The following is a 19,394-nucleotide window of genomic DNA, read 5'->3' on the forward strand; positions in this document are numbered from 1 at the left end:
GGACGTTCTCGAAGGCGACGGTCGGGATCCAGTCCATGCCGCCATGGTGCGCCATCCGCACCACGGCGGCATCCGCATTACCGCGCGAACCGGCCCGCGTCCGCGCCCGTGGGCCGCCCGGGCGGGAGCCGCCGCCCGCGGACCGCCAGCAGCAGGTCCCCGGCCGCGGTGACCCAAGCGGCGTCGGCGGTCCGCCGCGGGCGCCCGGTACGGTGGTGGCCGGAGGTGGGCATGGGCGACGAGGTCCTGGATCCGATCCTCGCCGAGACACTCGGCAGCGCCGCGAACGCCCTGCACGACTGGGGCCGGCAGCGCGGCCTGCGCTACGAGCTCGACCGGCCACTCACCCACGGGCGCTCCGGCGCCGTCGTCGCCCTGGTGTACGTCACGGACACGGCCGCCCGGCGCACGCGCAAGCTCCTGCTCAAGCTCGACGCCTTCCCCGACGGGCCGGCCTCGGAGTTCCAGCGGCAGCGGGCGGCCCTGGACGAGGCGCCGCCGCGGTTCGCGGAGCGGCATCTCGCCCGGCTCGCGCCCCGCGGCGACGATCTCGTCCCCGTCGGCGACGGCCGGTGGTTCGTGTTCCAGGAGATCGCCGGCAGCGGCGGCGAGCCGGACGGCGGCCGCCTCGACGAGCTCGACGTGCTGACGAAGGCGCTGGCCGCCGCGCGGGCCGGCGGCACCCTCGCCGCGACCGGCGCCGGCACCGACGATCCCGTGCGCTGCGACGCCGCGGCCTTCGTCGACGCCTGCGCCGAGGTCACCCGCGCGGTGCTCGACGACTGGGCGGTCGCGGCCGAGGTCGCGTCGCTGACCGCGGCCGAATACGTCGAACGGCACCTGCTCGGCCGCGCCGGGCCGGGCAAGGCCCTGCACACCCTCGCGGCCCGCATCGGCGGCGCGCCGATCCGCATCGACGGCGAGCGCGAGGTGCTGCCCAATCCGTTCGCCGCGCTGGCCGCCGGCCGTCCCGGCGGCGCACGGCGCATCCGGGCGCTGCTCGGCCGCTGCCACGGGGACCTGCATGCCGGCAACATCCTGGTGCCGATGGTCCAGCCCGTGTCCCCGCTGCCGTTCCGCCTCGTCGATCTGGCCAAGTACGAGACCGCCGGGCCCCTCGCCCGGGACCCGGCCGGCCTGCTGCTGTACGTCATCGTGCGCACCCTGCCGGACCTGCCGGCCGCGCAGCGCGGCTCGCTGATCGAGGTCGTCGCCGACCCCGGCACCGGGCACGGGCTGATGCTGCCGGGCTGGCTGCCGGACCTCGTCGCCCGCGTCCGCGACGCCGGTGAGCGCTTCGCCCACCGGGCCGGGCTGCTGCCCGAGTGGCGCGCGCAGTGGCCGCTGTCGCTGGCCGCGGCCGCGCTGATCCTCCTCGCCCGGGCCACCACGCCCGCCGATGCGAAGCTGTGGCTGCTCCGGCTCGCCGGCCGGGCGACCGCGGTGCACCTGGGCCCGGGCCCGGATCTCGCGGCGGCCACGACCGGCGAGCCCTGCGTCGTCACCACGTCGACGGTCGGTGGCCTGGTCGCGCCGAAGGAGACGAGTCCGGGCCGGACCTGGGTCGCGTCGTTCTGCCAGCTGCGGACCTACCTCGAGGAGCACGCCGGGGACGACGGGCACGGCGCGGTGGTGGCGCTGCGGGCGGCCGCGGAGGCGGGCGAGGACCGCCACGAGGAGTACCTCGAGCTGGTCCGGTCGGTCGGCGGCCCGGAGATCACCCTGCGCGGGCCCGGCGACGACCCGGCCCCGGACGTCGTCTACGCCTGCCCGATGCGCCGGCCCTGCGACCGCGTGGTGCGGCCCGGCCGGCCCGGCGACCCTCCGCCGTACTGCGCCCTGCGCCCGGGCGGCATGCGGCGCGAGTTCCGATGAGCGGCCCGCCGCCCGCCGAGGCCCGCACCGAGTACGCCCGCCGGCTGCTGGCCCGCTACGCCCGCAGCGGCGACCCCGCCGAGCTCGCCCACGCCGAGAAGGTGGCCCGCCGGGTGGTCGCGGACTGCCCCGCCGGCGACCCCGGCCGCGGCGACTACCTGTCCAACCTCGCGATCGTGCTCCGCACCCGCTTCGACCGCGAGGGCGACCCGGCCCTGCTGGACGAGTGCATCGCCCTGCAGGAGGAGGCGGTGCGGGCCGCCCCGCCCGGCGATCCCAACGCCGTGGCGCTGCTGGTGAACCTCGCCGTCGCGCTGCGGGTCCGGTTCGGCCACGGCGCCGCCCGGGACGATCTCGCGCGCGCCGTCGAGCTCGTGCGCCGGGCCGAGCCGGACCTCGACGGGCATCCGCTGCGCGAGGCGCTTCGCGGCGCCGTGCTGGGGGTGCTGCGCACCGCCGCCGAGCACGACCGCGACCCGGCGGTCCTCGCCGAGGCCGTCGCCGCGGCGCGGGACCAGCTCGCCGTCGTGCGCGACCCGGACGAGCGGCGCCGGCTGCGGCTCACCGCGAGCGGGCTGTTCCGGCTGCGGTACCAGCGCGAGGGCGATCCCGAGGACCTCGATCGCGTCGTCGCGGAGGCCGGCGAGGCGGCGGCCGGGCTGCCCGACGCCCACCCGGACGGCCCGGCCGTGCGCTCGACGCTCGGCGCGGCGCTGGTGCTGCGCTTCCGCCGCCGCGGCGACCCGGACGATCTCGACCGGGCGCTGCCGCTGCTGCGGGCCGCCCTGGAGCACCTGCCGCCGGGTCACCCCGCCCGGGCGTCCGCCGCCACCAACCTCGTCGCCGCGCTGCAGGCCCGGTTCGAGACCGGCGGCGACCCGGCGGACCTCGACGCGATGATCGACGCCGGGACCGTCGCCGCGGCCGCCGCGCCGCCGGCGGGACCGGTCCGGGTCGCCGCCCTGGCCAACCTCGCCTCCGCCCACGCGGCCCGCGCCGAGAGCCGCGACACGCCCGCCGACCTCGACGCCGCCGTGGACCTGCGGCGCTCGGCCCTCGATGCGGCACCGGCGCCCGATCAGGTGGCCGCGCTGCACTCCGGGCTCGCGTCGTCGCTGCGGCACCGGTACGAGCGGCGGGGCGACGAGGCGGATCTCGCCGCCGCCATCGCGTCCGGCGAGGCCGCCGTCGAGGCCGCGCGCGGCAACGCCGCCGAGCGGGGCCGGGCGCTGGCCGACCTGTGCGCGGCGTACCGCACCCGCTACGACCGCCACGGCCGCCACGACGACCTGGAGGCCGCGGTGCGGGCCGGGCGCGCGGCGGTCGACGGCACCGCCGGGGACGACCCGGCCCGGGCGCGCCGGCTGTCGACGCTGGGCCTGGCGCTGCTGCGCCTCGCCGGGCACACGGGCTCCGCCGCCGACCTCGACGACGCCGTGGACGCCGGGCGGCGGGCGGTGGCGGCGACCCGGCCCGGCGATCGGATGCACGCCCGGATGCTGGCCAACCTGTCCAACGCGCTGCGGGTCCGCCACGAGCGCACCGGCGACCTCGCCGACCTCGACGAGTCCGTCCTGGATGCCCGCGCCGCGCTCGCCGCCACCCCGGCGGGCGACGCGCTGCGGCCGCGCCGGCTCGCGGCGCTGGCCACCGGGCTGCTGCGCCGGTTCGAGGCAAGCCGCCGCGACGAGGACATCGACGAGGCGATCGTCGCGGCCGAGCGGGCGGTCGCGGCCACCGCCGACGACCACCCGGGCCGCCCCATGCACCTCGCGAACGCCGGCCTCATGCGGTTCCGGCGGTTCGAGGCGTCCGGTGCGCGCGACGACCTCGAAGCCGCCATCGACCGCGACCGGCGGGCCGTGCTCGACACCCCCGACGACCACCCGGACCGGCCCGGCTACCTCTCCAACCTCGTCGTGCCGCTGCTGCGCCGGCACGCCCTGCTCGGCGCCGCGGAGGACCTCGAGGCCGCGGTGGCGGCGGCGGGCGCGGCCGTGGCCGGCGACCCGGCCGCCGGCGGTCTGCTGTTCAACCTCGGGGCCGCCCTGCGCGTGCGCGCCACGCTCGCCGGGGCGCCGGCGGCCGACGCGGAGCGGGACCGGGCCGCCGCGGCCGAGGCCTTCCGCCGCTGCGCGGGGCAGCCGGGGACGATGCCCGTGATCCGCGCCGCCGCCGCCATGTACGAGGCCGAACTGGAGGCCGCCGCCGGGCACTGGGCGGCCGCGGACGCCGCCTACGCCGTCGCGCTCGACCTGCTGCCGATCCTGGCCGGGCGGCAGCTGGGCTGGGACAGCCGGCACGCGCACCTGGCGCGGCTCGGCGGGCTCGGCCCCGACGCCGCCGCGGTGGCGCTGCACCGGGGCGATCCGCCGCGCGCGGTCGCCGTGCTCGAACGGGCCCGGGGCGTCGTGCTGGGGCAGGCCGCCGAGCAGCGCCGCGACCTCGGCGAGCTGCGCCGGACCGACCCCGCCCTCGCCGACGCGTTCGACGAGGTCTGCGCGGTGCTCAACGCCGACACCGCCCCGACCGAGGCGCTGGTGGCGGATCCGGTCACCGTCGCCGCGGCGGCCGGGCGGCGCCGGGACGCGGCCGCGAGGTTCGACGACGTCGTCGCGCGGATCCGCGCGCTGGGCCTGCTCCGCGACCCGGACCCCGAGGACCTGCTCGCGGCGGCGGCGGGCGGGACGGTGGTCGTCGTCAACGTGTCGCGGTACCGGTGCGACGCCCTGATCCTGCGGCCCGGCGGGGTCGAGCCGGTCCCGCTGCCCGGCTTGCGCCCCGCGGACGTGACCGCGGACGCCGCCGCCCTGCTGGCCGCGACCGAGGCCAACGACTGGGACAGCAACCCGACGCTGCGGCGCGTGCTCGGCCGGCTGTGGGAGCGCGTCGCCGCCCCGGTCCTCGCCCGGCTGGACCCGCCACCGGGGGCCCGGGTGTGCTGGCTGCCGACCGGGGCGCTCGGCGTGCTGCCGCTGCACGCCGCCGCGCCGGACGACGGCGGGCCGGGGCTGCTCGACCGGACGGTCTCCACCTACACCGCGACGCTGCGCTCGCTCCTGCACGCGCGCGATGCCGGGGCGGCCGGGACCGACCCGGGCAGCGCCGTGGCCCCGCTCGTGGTGGCCGTGCCGCACACCGGCGACCGGCCGCCACTGCGCCGGGCCTCCGAGGAGGGCCGGGTCGTCGCCGGGCGGCTCGGCACCGATGACGTCCTCGCGGACGCCGGCCGCGACGCGGTGCTGCAGCGGCTGCGCGACGCCGACTGGGCGCACTTCGCCTGTCACGCCGTGACGGACGCGGCGGACCCGGCCGCGAGCGCGCTGCTGCTCGCCGACCGGCCGCTGCGGGTCCGCGACATCGGCGCCCTGCCGACCCGGCCGCGCCGGCTCGCGTACCTGTCCGCCTGCACGACCGCGCTCGCCGGCGGCCTGCTGGCCGACGAGGCCATGCACATCTGCTCGATCTTCCAGCTGACCGGGTTCCGGCACGTGGTCGGCACCCTGTGGCGGGTCGGCGACGACGCGGCGCACGACCTCGCCGCCGACGTCTACGAGCGGCTCGGGGCCGGCACCGCGCCGGCGGAGGCGGTGAACGCGGCCGCGCGCGAGCACCGGGACCGCTACCCCCGCAGCCCGATGCTCTGGGCCGGCCTGGTGCACCTCGGGCCCTGACCCCCGCGCCCGGGGCCGGAACCCCAGTCCGGATCAGGGTCCGAAGTGGACGTGCGACGCCCACAGCGCGATGGCGGCCGGGTGGCGGCGCCGGAGGTCCAGCGCGACGCCGTGCAGCGCGCTCGCCGGGTCCGCCCCGGCGTCCACCGCCGCGTAGAACGCCGCGGCGATGTCCGGCGCCGCGTCGTCCGACACCGGCCACAGGGTGCCGACGACGTGGCGGAACCCGGCGAGCTGCAGCCCGGACGCGACGTGGATCGACTCGTCCAGCAGCACGGTGCCGCCGAACGCGGTCGCGCACGCCGACAGGTAGGCCAGCTCGCCGCGCGGGACGCCGAGCGCCGCGAGGTCGGGAACGCGCAGCGAGCCGGCGTGCACCTCCAGCCGGCCCCGGCCCGGGTCGGTCGCGTCGGTGACGGCGTGGCAGGCGAAGTGGGCGTGCGTCGCGCCGGGCAGCGCGGCCCGCACCGCCGAGGGGGTCGCCGCCGCGTCGATCAGCGGCGTGGCCCCGAGCCGCCGCGCCACGTCCCGGGCCTCCGCGGCGGCCAGGCGCAGCCGCGGCAGGCCGGCCGCTTCGCCTGCGCGGCCCGGTCCAGGTCCGTCTCGTCCTCGCCGTCGGGCAGCCGCAGGTACCGCAGCCAGTGCCCCAGCCCGATCAGCAGCGCGGTGTCGAGGTCGTCCGGGTCCACGCCGAGCGCGGCGCGCCGCAGCACGGCCAGCGCGGCCGGGTCGAGTACGACATCCGGGTCTTCGCTCCCCGCCGCCCGCTGCAACCAGCCGCGCAGCTCGTCCATCCCGTGGCCGCTGCTGTACGAGTCCGGCTGGCCTTCGGCCGACCTTGTCCGACCTGTGCGCGCACCGTCAACCGCGCACGGCCGGGCACCCGATCGTGGAGGGGACGCCAACCGGAGGTGGCCATGATCCGCTCCCGCCTCGCGACGGCCGGCCGCGCCGCCGCGCGCACCCTGGCCGTCGTGGCGGCCGTGCTGCAAGGCCTCGACCTGCCCGACGGGCGCGCGGGCTGGGTGCTGCGGCTGCTGACCGTCGCCGCCCCGGTCGCGGCGGCCATCGATGGGCTTCGGCTCCTTGGCCGGGCCCGCGACGGCACGGTACAACGGAGGCACCCGACGAGCGCGCAGGAGGTGCCCGGTGCCGCAGGAGACGCCGGCGACACAGCCGCGGCCGGACCGGATCGCTGATCGGCTCGGCTTCGCCCGCGAGCTGAGCCTCCTGCGCGACGGCGCCGCCCTGACCATTCGCGACGTCGCCGCCCGCAGCGGCGTCCCGGCGAGCACGCTCGGCGGATACTTCGCCGGCACGCACCTGCCGGGCCGATCGCCGGCGGGGCAGTTCGAGCGGATCCTCGCGGCCTGCGGCGCCACCGATCCGGCCGTGGTCGCGCAGTGGCTCCTCGGGCTGCGCCGCGCCCGGCGGGGCCGGCCATCCGCGCCACCACCCGCGCCACCATCCGTGCCATCGCCGGCGGTGCGCGCCGCGGCCGCCGCCGAGCTCGACCACGCGACGGACACGCCGGCCGTCGTGTCGACCCGCGCGCCGACCGAACGGCTGAACCGGCAGCCGGGCATCCGCGGCCGGGCGTCGCTGCTGGCGCGGCTGGAGCGGGATCTCGACCAGCCGCGCACCGGCGCCCCGGCCGCGCGGGTGCACGTGCTGCACGGGCTCGGCGGGTCGGGCAAGAGCACCGTCGCGCTGGCGCTCGCCCGCGCGGCCGAGCGCCGCGGCGTCACCGTGTGGTGGGTCTCGGCCGTCCGCCCGGCACTGTTCACGACCGGCATGCACGCCGTCGCCATCGACCTCGGCGCCACGCCCGACGAGCTGCGCGTCGGCAGCCTGCCGGACCAGGTGTGGCGGCGGCTGGCCGGGCACGACCGGCCGTGGCTGCTGGTCGTGGACGACGTCGACGATCCGCGGGCGGTGCTGAGCCTCCCGGGCGCCGAGGTCACCGACGGCAACGGCTGGCTGCGGCCGATCACCGGCGGCCACGGCGCGGTCGTCGTCACCACCCGCGACGGCGGCGGGCGCACCTGGGCCGGCGGCGACCCGCCGTGGTTCGAGCTGCATCCGGTGCCGTCCCTCGACGCGGCGCTGGGCGGGCAGGTGCTGCAGGAGCTGGCCGGTCCGGGCGCGGGCCCGGCGGACGCGGCCCGGCGCCTCGCGCACCGGCTGGGCGGGCTGCCGCTGGCCCTCGGGATCGCCGGGCGATACCTGGGCGAGGTCGCCACCATGCCGCCCGGCCTCGCCGGGGGCGGCGAGGTGCGGACGTTCGACGACTACGCGGCCGCCCTGGACCGCGCCGGCCCGCTGCGCCTGCTCGACGAGGACGAGGACGAGGACGCCGCCGGTCCCGGGCACGGCCGCACTCGCGAGATCGTCGGGCGGACCTGGGAGCTGTCGCTGGATCTGCTCGCCGCGCGCGGCCTGCCCCAGGCCCGTCCGGTGCTGCGGCTGTTGTCGTGCCTGCGCCCGGCCGCCGTGCCCCCGAGCCTGCTGCGCGCCGACGTCCTGGCGGCCCACGCGCCGTTCGCCGGGCTGACCCCGCGGCGGCTGTGGCGGGCCGTGCGCGGGCTCGCCGATGTCGGGCTCCTCGACCCCGGCGGCGACCCGGCGGGCGAGACGCTGCTGATGCATCCGCTGGTCCGCGAGGCGTCGCGGCGCAACGACGACGTCGACGGCGATCCGGACACCTACCTCGCCGCCCTCGTCGCGCTGCTGCGGGCCGCGGTGCAGGACCTCGACCCGAAGCACCCGGCCTCCTGGTCGACCTGGTCGGCCCTGGCCGAGCACTGCGGCGCGCCCCTGGACCTGATCCGCGACCACCGGATCGCCCCGCCCGGCACCGGCCCCGACGTGCTGGAGCCGGCGCTGCTCGCGGTGCGCTATCTGCGGGCCGCCGGGCTGAGCCGCCGTGCCCGGGCCCAGGCCGCGGCGCTGATCGCCGAGGCCGGCCCGGTCGTCGGGCGCACGGATGCGACGGTGCTCGCGCTGCGCAACGAGCTCGGCCGATCCATGTACGACACCGGCGAGTACAACCTCGCCAAGCGGGAGCTGCACGCGACGCTCGCGGCCCGGCGCCGGCTGCTCGGCCCCGAGCACCCCGACACCATGACGACCGCGCACTATCTCGGCCGGGTCCTGCGCGACGACGGGCAGCTCGCCGACGCCGAGCGGGTCTTCCGGGAGGTGCTCGAGCAGCGCCGCCGGGTCCTCGGCGACGAGCACCTCGACACGCTCACGAGCCTCAACAACGTCGGCGACGTCATGCGGGCCCAGGGCCGGCTCGACGCGGCCGAGCAGGTGCTCGGGCACGTGCTGCAGGCCCGGCGCCGGCGGCTGGGTGCGGATCACCCGGCGTCGCTCGTCACGCTGTTCCACCTGGCCCGGCTGCGCCGCGACCGCGGCGAGCTGGCGGCGGCCGAGGCCGAGTTCGAGGCGCTCGCGGAGACCAGCGGCCGCGTCCTCGGCGAGGACCATCCGCGGACCCTGAACGCGTTGCAGGGCCTCGCCGACGTCCGTCACGGCCTGGGGCGCGCCGCCGAGGCCGAGGCCCTGACCCGGGAGGTGCTCGCCCGGCGGGCGCGGACGCTGGGGCCGCAGCACCCGGCGACGCTGGTCTCGCGGCACCGCCTGGCGCTGACCCGGCGGGATCTCGGCGACGCCGCCGCGGCGCGCGCCGGGCTGGAGGAGGTGCTGGCCGCCCGGCGGCGGGTGCTCAGCCGCGGGCATCCGGCGACGGCGCGGGCCGCGGCCGACCTCGGGGCGCCGGCCTGATCGAGCGGCGCCGGCGTCAAGCGGCGCCGGCGTGGGTCTTGGCGATCTGCGCGAGGTGCACCCGGGACTGGATGCCGAGCTTGCCGAAGATGCGCCGCAGGTGGAAGTTGACGGTGTGGGTCGAGATCCCGAGGCGGCGGGCGATCTGCCGGTTCGTCAGCGCCCGGCCGACGAGGGCGGCGACCTCCCGCTCGCGGCAGGTCAGACCGGCCCAGGCCGGGGCCGCCGCCGGCTGGGCATCCGGCGGCGGCCCGGGCACGATCAGCACGACGATCAGCTTCATACCACCAGCGAAGCGGACCGGCGGGCGGCCGGACAGCGGCGCGCGGATCCCCGGACACGCTCGTACGAGCGTCGTACGGGGCCGCGCGCCGCCGCGTGCTACGGCAGCGTCCAGCGCTGGTTGGCGCCGGCGAAGCAGTCCCAGATCTGCAGTCGCGCGCCGTCGGCGGAGCTGTTGTCGGTCACGTCGAGGCAGCGGCCCGACGCGGTGTTCACGAGGGTGCTGTTGCCGCTGTTGTACTGCCACTTCTGCGCGCCGGTCCCGTTGCAGTCCCACAGCTGGATCTTCGTGCCGTTGGCGGTGCCGGCCGAGGTGACGTCCATGCACTTGCCGAGCGCGCGCAGGGATCCGTCCGACGCCACCGTCCAGTTCTGGGCCGTGGTGCCGTTGCAGGTGTAGAGCTGGATCGCCGCCCCGTTCGCCGTGGACGCCGCGGCGACGTCCACGCACTTGCCCGCGAGGCCCGTGATGCGCCCGGTGCGGCCCGCCGGCGGGGTGGTCGGCGGCGGGGTGCCGCCGGTCGCCGTCTCGTAGGCCGCGCTGATCAGCGAGTTGGCGCCGGTTGCGTCCTGCGAGAGCTCCCAGAACATGATGCCGCCGCCGTTGGCCATGGCCCACTGCGTCTTGCGGCGCACGGTACCGAGGCCGTTGTAGCACTCGTTCGAGCCGTTGACGGTGACGCAGTCGCGGTTGGCGTTGGCCGGGTCCCGCGAGACCAGGTCGGCGTAGGTCAGGTAGCTCGGCCGCGAGTAGATCGGCACCCCGATGACCGCCTTGCCGGCGGGCAGGCCGCGACCCTTCCAGAAGTTCACGGCGGCGACGGACCAGTCGTAGTTGGCGTGCGGGCTGCCGCCGTCGTACGTCATGATGTTGAGCCAGTCGACGTAGCCGAACACGGCCGGCTGCACCCCGTTGGCGGTGCCGCCCTCGGAGACCACGGCGGCGGTGAGCAGCTTGCCGCGGCTGTGCATCGCGGTGCTCAGCTGGGACATGAGCGCGGTGTAGTTGTTGGCGGAGGTGCCCGGGTCCGGGTACTCCCAGTCGATGTCGACGCCGTCGAGGTTGTACTGGTTGACGAGGTTGACGACGTTGTTGACGAACGCGGTCCGGGCGGTGGCGTTGCCGGCCAGGGTCTCGAAGGCGGAGTCGTTGCCGTCGTTCCACCCGCCGATCGACAGCGACACCTTGGTGTTCGCGGCGTGGCCGAGCGAGACGATCTGCTGCAGCTTGGAGGGGTTGTCCACGGCGCCGAGGCTGCCGTTGCCGTTGGGCAGGACGAACGCGTAGTTGACGTGGGTCAGCTTGTTGTACTGGATCGCGGTGGCGCTGCCGGCCCAGGACGGCATGTATCCGATGCTGCGGAAGCCGTTGGGCAGCGTGGCGGCGCTGGCGGACGGCTGGACGGCGAAGGCCACGGCGGCGCCGGCGGCGACCGTGACCGCCGCGATGGCTAGGGCGGATCGGCGCATAGGGGCTCCTTCGGGTGTGGGGGTGAGCCTCTTGGCCAGGGACGATAGGAAAGTTAACTGTTCATTGTCAATGCGCGTCTTAGTTCAAGTCGTATATTGACGTACCCTCCCCCACCGCATAGCCTCCGATAGATCTGTTAAGTAACCTCACTAATCCGCCTGGGAGGTAAGCAGATGCGAAGGCTCAGGTCATTGGCGTCCGCCGCGCTGATGGCAACGATCGCCGCGACCGGCCTGCTCGTGGTGGCGTCACCCGGCGCCGCGCAGGCCGCGGTCGTGTGGAACGAGGACTTCAGCGGGGCGTCCGGCCAGGGCGTCGACACGTCGAAGTGGAACTTCGACACCGGCGGCGGGGGCTTCGGCAACTCCGAGCTGGAGTACTACAACAGCGGCACCAGCAACGTGTACCAGGACGGCCAGGGGCACCTGGTCATCGAGGCCCGGCGCGAGAGCGGCGGGCACAGCTGCTGGTACGGCACGTGCCAGTGGACCTCCGGGCGCATCCAGACGGCCGGGAAGTTCACCCAGCAGTACGGCCGCGTCGAGGCCCGCATCCAGGTGCCGAAGGGCAACGGGCTGTGGCCGGCGTTCTGGATGCTCGGCGGCAGCAACTGGCCGGGCGACGGCGAGATCGACATCATGGAGAACGTGGGCCGCGACCCGAACACGGTCTACGGCACCATCCACGGTCCCGGGTACTCCGGCGGCAACGCGGTCGGCGGCACCCGCAACATCGGCCAGCCGCTCGGCAACGCATACCACGTGTTCGCCGTCGACTGGTCGCCGAACCTCATCGTCTGGACGATCGACGGCTCGGAGTACTTCCGCGCCACCCCGGCCAGCACCCGCGGCAACCCGTGGGTGTACGACCACCCGTTCTTCATCATCCTCAACCTCGCCGTCGGCGGGAACTTCCCCGGCAGCCCCGACGGCTCCACCCCGTCGGTGAACCGCATGCTCGTCGACTACGTGCACGTCAGCACGGCGAGCACCCCGCCGCCGGGCGGCAACGCGCTGCGCGGCAACGAGAGCGGCCGCTGCATCGACGTGCCGTCGGCCAACCCGGTCGACGGGGCGCGGCTGCAGGTGTACGACTGCAACGGCACCGCCGCCCAGCAGTGGACGATCGGCTCGGACGGCACCGTGCGGGCGCTGGGCAAGTGCATGGACGCGGCCGCCGCCGGCACCGCGAACGGCACCGCGGTCCAGCTCTACACCTGCAACGGCACCGGCGCCCAGCGGTTCACCCTGACCGCCGCGGGCGACCTGGTGAACGTCAACGCCAACAAGTGCGTCGACGTGGCCGGGCACGGCACCGCCAACGGCTCGCAGCTGCAGCTGTGGGACTGCACCGGCGGCGGCAACCAGAAGTGGGCTCGGGTCTAGCGCAACAAATTTGCCGTGGCCCGGGCCTCCCGGGCCACGGTACAACCTCCCTATGACGACACTCGCTGCGCTCGACGGACTGCACGCGGCCGTGGCCGTGCGCGACGGCTCGGTCGTGCTGGAGCACTACGGCTCCGGGCCGGACAGCACCTGGGGTCAGCCGCTCGGCGTCGTGGACTTCGGCCCCGGGACGCTGCACGACCTCAGGTCGATAACCAAGAGCATCACGGCGCTGCTGTACGGCATCGCGCTCGCCGAGGCCAAAGTGCCGGACCCGTCCGAGCCGTTGCTGCGGTACTTCCCGCGCTACCCCGACCTCGCCGCCGACCCCGAGCGCGCCCGCCTCACCGTCGAACACGCGCTCACCATGTCGCTGGGCCTGCAGTGGCGCGAGGACCTGCCTTACACCAGCCCGGACAACGCCGAGATCGCGATGGAGCTGGCGCCCGACCGCTACCGGTACGTCCTGTCCCGCCCCGTGCTGGAGCCGCCCGGCACCCGCTGGTCCTACTGCGGCGGCGCGTCGGCCCTCCTCGGCGCGCTCATCGCCGACGGGACCGGGGTCGCGCTGCCGCAGTACGCCCGCGTGAAGCTCTTCGACCCGCTCGGCATCGACGCCTTCGAGTGGATCACCGGCGCCGACGGCGTCCCCTCGGCGGCGTCGGGCCTGCGGCTGACCCCGCGCTCGCTGACCCGCCTCGGCGAGCTGGTCCTGGCCGAGGGCGCCGGCATCGTCCCCGCGGCGTGGGTGCGCACCATGCTGGAGCCCCGCCTGCCGAACGCGTGGGGCGGACAGTACGGCTACCAGTGGTACATCGAGCCGCTCGACGGCCACCGGATGTGGACCGCCATGGGCAACGGCGGCCAGCGCCTCTTCATCCTGCCCGAGCCGCGCCTGGTGGTCGCCGTGACCGCGGGGAACTACGACGGGGACGAGCAGTGGAAGACTCCGCTCGCCGTGCTGCGGGACTTCGTGCTGCCCGCGATCGCCGGTGCTCCGCCTGCCTGATCGCCGGCGTTGCCCGCGCCCGATCGTCGCGACCCGCGCTTCGCGGTGGTGGCACGTTTCCGGGATTCGACGGCCGCGTGGACTCCGTAGCGTATTGCTCAACAGCGACAACGACTTCCAGGGGAGAGCACGATGAGCGACTACGACATGGGCGACACGGGTTACGGCGACAGCGGGCACGACGTGGACTTCGGCCACTACGAGGCCGGTCAGGAGCAGGGCTCGCTGGACCAGATGCACCACGCCGCGGGCTCGGAGACCGACGCCAGCAGCCAGTTCGGTGTGTACGAGGAGGGCCACCACGACACGGACTCGACGGACTTCTCGCAGGGGCACCACGTCGAGTACGACGCGCCGGCGGCCGTGCACTACGAGTCGGACGACTACACGAACTACTCGCACGACGCGACCTCCGACGACCACGTCTTCGCGGCCGAGGGCAGCGAGAACGCCCACCAGGCCCAGTTCAGCGAGCTCGACCAGCTGGAGAACAGCTTCGGCAAGTCGTTCGTCGACGGCACCGAGTTCCACTCGGCGGGTGGCGGCCAGTTCGGCGTCGCGGCCAACTGAGCACGACGAGGGCTACCCCTGGCTCAAGGCCGGTCACCGTTCGCGGTGGCCGGCCTTCGCCACGTCCTGAGCGCTTCCCCGTATGCCGTCCTGGGCGCGTTGACTAGCGGCTTTGTGCCAGCGTCCGACGCGCGACTGACATGATCGGTTTCCGGCACGTAGGAATACCCCCATGTCAACCGCTCGTCGATTCCTGATCACACTCACCGCCTCGGCGGTCGTCCTTGCCGGCTGTACCGACGCACCGAAGTCCGTGAACGTCGCGGCGGACGGTTCCCCGAGCGCCGAATCCGACACCGCCGAGGTGGACGCTTCGGCGACCCCGGAGGCCGAGCCGCCCGCGGCCGCCCCGGTGCGCAAGGCCCTCGACACGCATCTGGCCGATGTGCGGGCCGCGCCCGAGGACACGTTCGGCTACTTCGCGTTCCGGCCCGACGCCGACGGCACGAAGCACGTTCGATACACGCGCACCTACCATGGGCTTCCGGTGTACGGCGGCGACGTCATCGTGCATCTCGGGGCCGACGGACAGTACAAGGGCAGTTCCAACGGGCTCGTCGCGCCGCTCAAGGTCGACACCGCGCCGAAGGTGTCGGCCGCGGACGCCGCCGCGAAGGCCCGGGAGCGGTTCACCGGCAAGATCGCCCAGCTGCAGGGGCAGAAGCTGCTGGTCGAGGCCTCCACCGGCACCGGGCGGCTTGCCTGGGAGAGCTTCGTCGTCGGGACAGCCAAGGACGGCCGCACCCCGTCACGGCTGCACGTGCTCACGGACGCGCACACCGGGGCCGTGATCGGGCAGTGGGACGAGATCGAGACGGTCGCGGGGACCGGCCACAGCCTCTACAGCGGGCAGGTGAGCGTCGAGACGCAGAAGTTCGGCAGCCAGTACCGGATGATCGACATGACCCGCGGGCGCGCCTCGGTCTGCGACATGCAGCACCGGGAGAACGGGGCGTGCACCCAGATCAGCGACGACGACAACACGTGGGGCAACGGCAAGGCCGACGACCCGCAGAGCGCCGCGGTCGACGTCGCCTACGGCGCTCAGGTCACGTACGACTACTACCTGAAGTCCTTCGGGCGTAAGGGCGTGGCGAACAACGGCCGCGGGGTCGTGTCCCGCGTGCACGTGGGCGACGGCCTGGAGAACGCGTACTGGGACGGCAAGCAGATGAACTACGGCGACGGCCGGGACAACGCGCACCCGATCGTCGAGCTCGACGTCGCCGCGCACGAGATGACGCACGGGGTCACGCAGCACAGCGTGCCGAACGACCTCACCTACGCCGGCGAGTCCGGCGGGCTCAACGAGGCCACGAGCGACATCTTCGGCACGATGGTCGAGTTCTACGCCGACAACCCGGCCGACCCCGGCGACTACACCATCGCGGAGAGCATCGACCTCAACGGCAACGGGACGCCGCTGCGCTACATGTTCGACCCGCCACGGGACGGCTACTCGCACGGCTGCTGGTCGGCGACCACGAAGGACGTGGACGTGCACTACTCCTCGGGCGTGGCCAACCACTTCTTCTTCGACCTGGCCGAGGGCACGGGCAAGACGCCGTACGGCACCAGCCCGGTCTGCGGCAACGCCGGCCCGGTGACGGGCATCGGCCGCGAGAAGGCGGCCGCGATCTGGTACCGGGCGCTGGACGTGTACTTCACGTCGAGCACCTCGTACGTCAACGACGCCAACCCCGGCAACACCGCTCGGGCGTACACGCTCGCGGCGGCCTCGGACCTCTACGGCAAGTGCGGCGCCGAGTACAAGGCCGTGCAGCGCGCCTGGACGGCGGTCAACGTGGCCGGCGCGGACGCGGCCTGCTGAGTTGAGGTCTTCCCGCCGCACGACCCGGTGCTCCAGGTTCCAGCGCCGGGCCGTGCGGCGGGTTCCTTCCGCTCGCACCCACGACACAGACGTCACACCCGCAGGTCGGGACCAGACTGCGTGTCACGCCGGGACGTGCAGCAGATCTCCGGTGCGCGACCGGGCGGCGACCAGCACGGCCAGCACCACCAGATCGGCGAGGCCCAGGACGACCCCGAGCGCGGCGAACCCGCGACCGGCGCGCCCGTTCGACGGCCGGCGCAGCGCCCACAGCCCGAGCACCACGGCGAACGGCCCGAACACGACGTTGAAGAAGAACAGGCCGGCTACACCGAGCACCAGCGATGCCACGATCCGGTCATCCGGCCGGCGTCGCCTCACCTCCGGCGCCGTCGCACTCCGCTGCGTCACGGCCGGTCCCCTCATCGGTCACGCAGCCGGCGGAGCGGCCACCGCCGGGCGACCAAGAGTACGGCGCCGGCGAGCGCGACGCCGAGCAGCAGGAGCACCGGGTGCCCGGTCAGCGCGGCCGGCCCGACGACGAGCAGCGCGACGAGCACCGCGGCAATGAGCAGAGCCATCGGTCACTCCATTTCAGTGGACAGTTGTTCACTCAGTCGTGAGCCTAGGTGCGCGTCGATCCGGTGCACAGGTGTTTACTGAGTGACGTGCCCCATACCCGCGTCGAACAGAAGGCCCACACCCGTCAGGCGCTGCTCGACACCGCGCTGCGACTGCTCGAGGACCGCAGCCTGGACAGCCTCGGCCTGCGCGAGCTCACCCGCGAGGTCGGCATCGTGCCCACCGCCTTCTACCGGCACTTCCCCGACGTCGCGAGCCTGGGCGTGGCGCTGGTCGAGCAGTGCCTGGGCGGCCTGCGCACGGCGGTACGCGCGGTCCGGGACGGCATCGCCGACAGCGACGCCGTCATCGGCCGCTCACTGGCCGTGCTGGTGGCCCAGCTGCACGAGCGCCGGGAGCACTTCCGGTTCATCGCGCGGGAGCGGCACGGCGGGGTCGCCCCGGTCCGCCGTGCGATCCGGGAGCAGCTCGACCTCTCGGCCGCCGAGCTGGCCACGGATCTGCTGACCCGCCGCCTCCCGCACGTCGCGGCATTGGAGCGCTGGGAGGCGCAGGACGTGCGGATGCTGGCCACGCTGATCGTCGACCACATGGTGCAGACCGCCGCCGCCCTGCTGGAGCTGCCCCCGGGCGACGAGGCGGCCGCGTCCGACACCATCGACATGGCCGACCGCCAGCTGCGCCTGATCGCCCTCGGCAGCCGCCACTGGCCCGGCTGAGGAGCGATCACCGGCACGGCCTAGCCGGTGAGCGCCCCCACCTCAGCCCGCCAGGCGGTGCAGGAGCAGTCGCTGCTGCCGGGCGTACGCGCGCTGCCCCAGCTGCCGCAGCTGCTCACGGCTGCGGGTCCCGCGCAGATAGTGGTCCAGCGGCTCCGGGGCGTCCCCCAGCGGCTCCTCCACGTTCGGCAGCACCGCGTGCGCCGCCAGCCGATACGCCCCGGCACGGCCCGGCACCGCCTCGATCGGCAGACCCGCGGCGGTCAGCAGGTCGATGTCGAGGTAGATGGTGCGCACGTCCACGCCGAAGCGGCACGACAGCGCCGCCGCCGAGACCCACGGGCGGGACCGCAGCTGGAGCAGGATCCCCACGTGCCGGGCGTGACGCGCGCTCACGAGGCCACCAGCAGGGCCGACAGGGCGCTCGCCTGGGTGCGCCAGTCCGGCGGCGACGGGGGCGCGGCCCAGCGGCTGCCGATGCGGTTCAGGGAGTCGCGGGTCGACCACAGGCTGCCGGCCTGCGTGTCGGCGAAGGTCTGGAACTGGCCGGCTTCGGCGAGGTACCGCATGAACACGCCCTTGAATTGTTTCTGGTTGTCGTCGCAGGACTGACCGGGGTCGCAGGACTCGGTCAGGATGCCGTTGCTCACCAGGCCGGAGGCGAGTGCGGCGCTGCCGAGGCGGCGGGCCGTGTCCTGGTAAGCCGTGTTGCCCGTGGCCCGGTAGAGCTCCATCGCGGCGCCGATGGCCAGGCCCTGGTTGTAGGTCCACACCGTCTGACCGTTGTTGGCGCAGGTCGACGTCAGGCCGTCGTTGACCAGGTTCGAGCCGTTGATCATGCCGCTCGTCTGGAACCAGGCCCAGCCCGTCGTCGCCTTGTTGAGCCAGGCGGTGTCGCCGGCGATGCGGTTGTGCAGGGCCGCGGTCAGGCGCAGGTACAGCCCGATCGTGACCGCGTTCTTGTAGGTCCGCTCGCGGTCCCACCACACGCCGCCGCCGCACGTCGAGGTGTCCCAGAAGCCGGCGACGTAGTTGGCGATCGTCACGGCCTCGTTGAGGTACGCCTGGTCGTGCGTCAGGTCGTAGGCGTCGACCCAGGTCAGGCCCCACCAGGCGGTGTCGTCGACGGAGCGGCTGATGAAGTGGCCGTCGACCGGGTCGCTGGAGCGGGCGCCGGCCGGGAAGGCGACCCGGTTGACGTCGAAGGTGCGCTTCACCGCCCACGCGTAGGTCTGGTCGCCGGTGCGGCGGATGTACTGGATGACCGTGCTGAGCGCGACCGCCGAGTTCCACCAGCTGGACGGGTACCAGGCCGGGTACGGGTCGTAGGAGTACATGAGCGCGTCGGCCGCGGCCCGTAGGCGGGCCGAGGACGGGCGGGCCCACGCCGTGCACGCGCCGTTCTGACCCTCGGCCGCCCGGCCGCAGGCGCGGATCGCCCCGCCGTAGAGCAGCGAGGTGGGGTCGGAGACGTTGAAGCGGTTCGTGCGGCCACTGGTGGTACGCCCCAATGACGAGCCACCCGGCCAGCTGGCTCCGGCGTCGAAGGAGCGGTCCAGCCACACCTCGTCGCCGGCCCGGTTGTTCGTGATCGCGCCCCAGGCCATGCCGGCCGCGTCGATGTGCAGCGCGATGGTCCGGCCGCTCAGCGTCACCGACCGCACCGGGTCGGCGTCCGTTGCGCCGCCGGCGTTGTCGCAGGTCGCGTTGCACACGGAGGCGTGCACCCAGCTCGTGCAGGCCACCCCGTGGGCGTCGCCGCAGGCCCGGATCATGTCGCGGCGGTGGTGCGAGGGGTCGGCGAGGTTGTACATGAGGGTCCGGGTCCCGGTCCACGTGGCCGGGATGGACGCCTTGCCGAGCAGGCCGTCCCAGGTGGCGCCGCCGTCGAAGGTGCGGTCGAGCCAGACCGACTCGCCCTCGGTGCCGGCGTCGATCGAGCCCCACGCCATGCCGTCGAGGTCGGAGAGGTGCAGCACGATCCGGCGGTTGTTGATGAGCAGCGTGCCGACCGGGAAGGTCTCCTGGCGGGCCTGGGACGGGTCGCGGGTGTCGCAGTACTGGGCGCAGACGGTGGTCGCCGCCTGTGCGGGTGCGGGTGCGACGGCCACGCCGGCGACGAGCAGCAGCAGGACAGCGAGCATTCGGTGGATGGCGGCCACGATTAACTTCCTTTACAGAAAGCGCTCTCACAACGTTGTACGTCG

16 protein-coding genes are annotated in these 19,394 nt (G+C 74.9%); 9 read left to right on the plus strand and 7 right to left on the minus strand.

Features of this window, described 5'->3' with window-relative positions; translation table 11 throughout:
* Window positions 1-231 precede the first annotated feature (231 nt).
* The gene (locus ACQP2P_RS29095) at window positions 232-1,875 is read left to right on the plus strand and encodes a hypothetical protein (RefSeq protein ID WP_433606079.1); all 1,644 of its coding nucleotides are present in this window, start codon (window positions 232-234) and stop codon (window positions 1,873-1,875) included.
* Window positions 1,872-5,549, plus strand: a complete 3,678-nt coding sequence (locus ACQP2P_RS29100; protein ID WP_433606081.1) for a CHAT domain-containing protein — start codon at window positions 1,872-1,874, stop codon at window positions 5,547-5,549. Before ACQP2P_RS29095 ends, ACQP2P_RS29100 begins: the two co-directional genes overlap by 4 nt.
* Before the next feature lie 33 nt (window positions 5,550-5,582).
* Here the strand turns inward: ACQP2P_RS29100 and ACQP2P_RS29105 are convergent, their stop codons facing one another.
* Window positions 5,583-6,326, minus strand: a complete 744-nt coding sequence (locus ACQP2P_RS29105) for a CHAT domain-containing protein (RefSeq protein ID WP_433619314.1) — start codon at window positions 6,324-6,326, stop codon at window positions 5,583-5,585.
* A gap of 140 nt (window positions 6,327-6,466) precedes the next feature.
* On the opposite strand from ACQP2P_RS29105, the gene ACQP2P_RS29110 reads away from it, so the two are divergent.
* A complete protein-coding gene (locus ACQP2P_RS29110; RefSeq protein ID WP_433606083.1) occupies window positions 6,467-6,748 on the plus strand; it encodes a hypothetical protein in 282 nt (93 codons plus the stop codon).
* On the plus strand, window positions 6,699-9,338 hold the full coding sequence (locus ACQP2P_RS29115) for a tetratricopeptide repeat protein (RefSeq protein ID WP_433606085.1): 2,640 nt from the start codon (window positions 6,699-6,701) through the stop codon (window positions 9,336-9,338). The genes ACQP2P_RS29110 and ACQP2P_RS29115 overlap by 50 nt, the downstream gene beginning before the upstream one ends.
* Before the next feature lie 16 nt (window positions 9,339-9,354).
* On the opposite strand, the gene ACQP2P_RS29120 is transcribed toward ACQP2P_RS29115, so the two are convergent.
* Together ACQP2P_RS29120 and ACQP2P_RS29125 are read right to left on the minus strand one after the other, a co-directional pair.
* Window positions 9,355-9,621, minus strand: coding sequence for a response regulator transcription factor (locus tag ACQP2P_RS29120; RefSeq protein ID WP_433606087.1), 267 nt, complete (start codon window positions 9,619-9,621; stop codon window positions 9,355-9,357).
* A gap of 98 nt (window positions 9,622-9,719) precedes the next feature.
* Window positions 9,720-11,090 carry a glycosyl hydrolase family 18 protein gene (locus ACQP2P_RS29125; protein ID WP_433606089.1) on the minus strand — a complete coding sequence of 457 codons (1,371 nt, stop codon included), beginning with the start codon at window positions 11,088-11,090 and terminating at the stop codon, window positions 9,720-9,722.
* 174 nt (window positions 11,091-11,264) lie between these two features.
* Between ACQP2P_RS29125 and ACQP2P_RS29130 the strand changes: the two genes are divergently transcribed.
* The 4 genes from ACQP2P_RS29130 to ACQP2P_RS29145 all read left to right on the plus strand — a co-directional run bounded on the left by ACQP2P_RS29130 (window position 11,265) and on the right by ACQP2P_RS29145 (window position 15,886).
* Window positions 11,265-12,476, plus strand: coding sequence for a ricin-type beta-trefoil lectin domain protein (locus tag ACQP2P_RS29130; protein ID WP_433606091.1), 1,212 nt, complete (start codon window positions 11,265-11,267; stop codon window positions 12,474-12,476).
* Between the two features lie 52 nt (window positions 12,477-12,528).
* Window positions 12,529-13,485: a serine hydrolase domain-containing protein gene (locus ACQP2P_RS29135; protein WP_433606093.1), complete on the plus strand. Its 957-nt coding sequence runs from the start codon at window positions 12,529-12,531 to the stop codon at window positions 13,483-13,485.
* 132 nt (window positions 13,486-13,617) lie between these two features.
* The gene (locus ACQP2P_RS29140; RefSeq protein WP_433606095.1) at window positions 13,618-14,055 is read left to right on the plus strand and encodes a hypothetical protein; all 438 of its coding nucleotides are present in this window, start codon (window positions 13,618-13,620) and stop codon (window positions 14,053-14,055) included.
* A gap of 172 nt (window positions 14,056-14,227) precedes the next feature.
* A complete protein-coding gene (locus ACQP2P_RS29145; RefSeq protein ID WP_433606097.1) occupies window positions 14,228-15,886 on the plus strand; it encodes a M4 family metallopeptidase in 1,659 nt (552 codons plus the stop codon).
* A 123-nt stretch (window positions 15,887-16,009) separates the two neighbouring features.
* Here ACQP2P_RS29145 and ACQP2P_RS29150 read toward each other — a convergent pair whose 3' ends face one another.
* Window positions 16,010-16,237, minus strand: coding sequence for a DUF4190 domain-containing protein (locus tag ACQP2P_RS29150; protein WP_433606099.1), 228 nt, complete (start codon window positions 16,235-16,237; stop codon window positions 16,010-16,012).
* 71 nt (window positions 16,238-16,308) lie between these two features.
* Entirely contained in the window at window positions 16,309-16,467 is a 159-nt protein-coding gene (locus tag ACQP2P_RS29155; RefSeq protein ID WP_433606101.1) for a hypothetical protein, read from the minus strand.
* 87 nt (window positions 16,468-16,554) lie between these two features.
* Here ACQP2P_RS29155 and ACQP2P_RS29160 point away from each other — a divergent pair, with 87 nt between their 5' ends.
* Window positions 16,555-17,187, plus strand: a complete 633-nt coding sequence (locus ACQP2P_RS29160) for a TetR family transcriptional regulator (protein ID WP_433606103.1) — start codon at window positions 16,555-16,557, stop codon at window positions 17,185-17,187.
* Between the two features lie 42 nt (window positions 17,188-17,229).
* Here ACQP2P_RS29160 and ACQP2P_RS29165 read toward each other — a convergent pair whose 3' ends face one another.
* Both ACQP2P_RS29165 and ACQP2P_RS29170 read right to left on the minus strand, forming a co-directional pair.
* Complete coding sequence (locus ACQP2P_RS29165) at window positions 17,230-17,583, minus strand: helix-turn-helix transcriptional regulator (protein WP_350624184.1); 354 nt, start codon at window positions 17,581-17,583, stop codon at window positions 17,230-17,232.
* Window positions 17,580-19,349, minus strand: coding sequence for a glycoside hydrolase family 76 protein (locus tag ACQP2P_RS29170; protein WP_433606105.1), 1,770 nt, complete (start codon window positions 19,347-19,349; stop codon window positions 17,580-17,582). The genes ACQP2P_RS29165 and ACQP2P_RS29170 overlap by 4 nt, the downstream gene beginning before the upstream one ends.
* Between the last annotated feature and the right edge of the window lie 45 nt (window positions 19,350-19,394).

Source organism: Dactylosporangium sp. CA-139114, assembly GCF_050955725.1.
Lineage (GTDB): Bacteria > Actinomycetota > Actinomycetes > Mycobacteriales > Micromonosporaceae > Dactylosporangium.

Bases quoted from the DNA above. Each gene is read 5' to 3' on its own strand.
- ACQP2P_RS29095 (WP_433606079.1), top strand. From the start codon at position 232: ATGGGCGACGAGGTCCTGGATCCGATCCTCGCCGAGACACTCGGCAGC.
- ACQP2P_RS29110 (WP_433606083.1), top strand. From the start codon at position 6,467: ATGATCCGCTCCCGCCTCGCGACGGCCGGCCGCGCCGCCGCGCGCACC.
- ACQP2P_RS29155 (WP_433606101.1), bottom strand. From the start codon at position 16,467: ATGGCTCTGCTCATTGCCGCGGTGCTCGTCGCGCTGCTCGTCGTCGGG.
- ACQP2P_RS29145 (WP_433606097.1), top strand. From the start codon at position 14,228: ATGTCAACCGCTCGTCGATTCCTGATCACACTCACCGCCTCGGCGGTC.
- ACQP2P_RS29140 (WP_433606095.1), top strand. From the start codon at position 13,618: ATGAGCGACTACGACATGGGCGACACGGGTTACGGCGACAGCGGGCAC.
- ACQP2P_RS29100 (WP_433606081.1), top strand. From the start codon at position 1,872: ATGAGCGGCCCGCCGCCCGCCGAGGCCCGCACCGAGTACGCCCGCCGG.
- ACQP2P_RS29135 (WP_433606093.1), top strand. From the start codon at position 12,529: ATGACGACACTCGCTGCGCTCGACGGACTGCACGCGGCCGTGGCCGTG.
- ACQP2P_RS29130 (WP_433606091.1), top strand. From the start codon at position 11,265: ATGCGAAGGCTCAGGTCATTGGCGTCCGCCGCGCTGATGGCAACGATC.
- ACQP2P_RS29120 (WP_433606087.1), bottom strand. From the start codon at position 9,621: ATGAAGCTGATCGTCGTGCTGATCGTGCCCGGGCCGCCGCCGGATGCC.
- ACQP2P_RS29125 (WP_433606089.1), bottom strand. From the start codon at position 11,090: ATGCGCCGATCCGCCCTAGCCATCGCGGCGGTCACGGTCGCCGCCGGC.